Origin of the sequence: Streptomyces viridochromogenes DSM 40736 (assembly GCF_000158955.1) — a bacterium.
Classification (GTDB): domain Bacteria; phylum Actinomycetota; class Actinomycetes; order Streptomycetales; family Streptomycetaceae; genus Streptomyces; species Streptomyces venetus.
In genome coordinates, this window is sequence record NZ_GG657757.1 from 4123481 (window position 1) to 4125291 (window position 1811).

Below are 1811 nucleotides of genomic sequence, written 5' to 3' on the forward strand. Positions count from 1 at the left end.
CAGGACCGCCGCGCGCAGCAGGGGCAGCGCGAGCCACTCCCCCGCCTCGCCGGTCGCCCGTGACAACCCGGCGATCAGCAACCCCGTCGCACCGGCCGCCCCCACCGGGCCCAGGGGCAGGGTCCGGCAGACGGCGACGATCAACTCCCCGCTCAGTCGAGGCACTTGTCGTCTCCCTCGGGTGCCTTGACGCCCAGCAGCCCGGCCGCCCGGGCCGCCGTCACCTTCGGCGCGGTCAGTTCGGCCCAGTGGTCCTTCACGCGTGCCGTGACCTCACCCCGGGGCCGCTCCAGCAGCTCGCGCAGCACCTCGGTCTGGGCGTCCGTCATGTACATCCCGGACGTGGGCTGGAGCACGAGGGAGGAGCCGGTCACGCTGTCGTCCAGGCGGACGCGCCGCAACGCGGCCACCGGGTCCGGCTCCCAGCTCAGGGCCAGCCACATCACGGTGACCATACGGCCGTCGCACATCGAGGTCGACGCCTTCTCGTTCCCCGTCACCAGCACTCCGGCCACAGCCACCGAGAACTCGGGGACCCGGTTGCCGCCCCACCGGGTGCCCACGGTCACCTCGTGCGGGCGCTCCAGCGGCATCAGCGCACTGTCGCCGGAGAGTCCGTAACGGGCCTCGACCCGCTGCCGTACGACGACGTCCTGCTCGTCCGCGCCGCCGCCGGCCAGGGACCGCACCCGGTCCACCACCCCGGCCCAGTCGTCGACCCGCGGTCCCCACTCGGGGAACGCGCAGTACGTCGATCCGTCCCGGCGGACACAGGACTGCACCTGCTCGGGGTGCACGGTGGCGCGTTCCCGGGCCCGGACCAGTTCGGGGTCGTCGTCGCCCGTCTGCGCCTGAGCCACGCCGCCCACCAGGGTCATGGCCACCGCTCCGGCGACCCCGGCCACGACGACCGGTTTGCGGCCACCGGCGACCAGGACCGCCGCCAGGCCCAGGGACAGCGCCAGTCCGGCGAGGTACAGGGCGTGCCAGCCGGCGGGCCGGCCCATCAGATCGGACGGCAGGGTGTTGGAGGTGGCCTCGTCGACGACCGGCATCAGCCAGCGGCTCGCGTCGTCGCTCGTGCCCCAGAAGAAGAGGAACAGGAAGAGGGAGAACACGACCAGCAGCGGGGCCGCGAGCGCCGACCGCACCAGCCCGGCCACGAGCAGCCCCAGCAGCCCCGACAGCAGCACGGTCAGCGGTCCGACGAGCAGTTCGCCCACCGAGCCGTTGCCGATCGCCCCGGGCCTGAGCGCCTCCCGGCCGAACTGCACGGCCACGCACCCGGCGACGAGCAGGGCCGCGGCCCCGGCCGACAGCGCATGGGCGGCCGTACGCCGCCACGGCGGCAGCACCAGCACCGCGAAGTGCGGCTCCGTGCCGTGCCGTCGCGAGCGCAGCGCGGCGAGGTTGACGGACAGCAGGACCGCGAGGCCGACCAGCATCGGCGCGCTCTGGGTGGCGCGGTCGGCGTCCTGGAGGGCCGGAAAGCCGTCCGAGTCCCGGCCGGTGCGCCACACGGTCCAGGCGATGTACAGCAGGAAGGCGATGATCACCGGCACCCTGGTCAGCAGCCGGCGCGTCTCGAAGAGGGCCAGGGCGAACACGGCGGACCACGAGCCTCCCGACTCGGCCCGCGCGGACGTCGGGACCGGCTTCTCCACGACGGCGGTCATGCGGCCACCTCCGCTCCGGCACCGTCGGCTCCGGCACCGTCGAGGGTGAGCAGGTAGCCGTCCTCCAGGGTGGGTTCGAGCAGCTCGGCCCCGTCCGGCGGAATCCCCGACGTTGCGGAAGGCCCCGGTCCCGGT

Annotated in this window: 1 protein-coding gene and 1 pseudogene; both read right to left on the reverse strand. The window is 74.2% G+C overall.

The genetic code is table 11. The features are described 5' to 3' along the window. Positions 1 to 152: 152 nt before the first annotated feature. Positions 153 to 1676 (reverse strand): hypothetical protein, encoded by a 1524-nt coding sequence (locus SSQG_RS18100; protein ID WP_003991255.1) that lies wholly within the window; start codon positions 1674 to 1676, stop codon positions 153 to 155. Next, positions 1673 to 1811: pseudogene (locus SSQG_RS42770) on the reverse strand (ABC transporter ATP-binding protein); the annotation flags it as partial. The gene SSQG_RS18100 and the pseudogene SSQG_RS42770, both read right to left, overlap by 4 nt.

What these genes read in the sequence shown, in the direction of transcription:
- SSQG_RS18100 (WP_003991255.1), bottom strand. Translation starts at nt 1,676, where the DNA reads ATGACCGCCGTCGTGGAGAAGCCGGTCCCGACGTCCGCGCGGGCCGAG.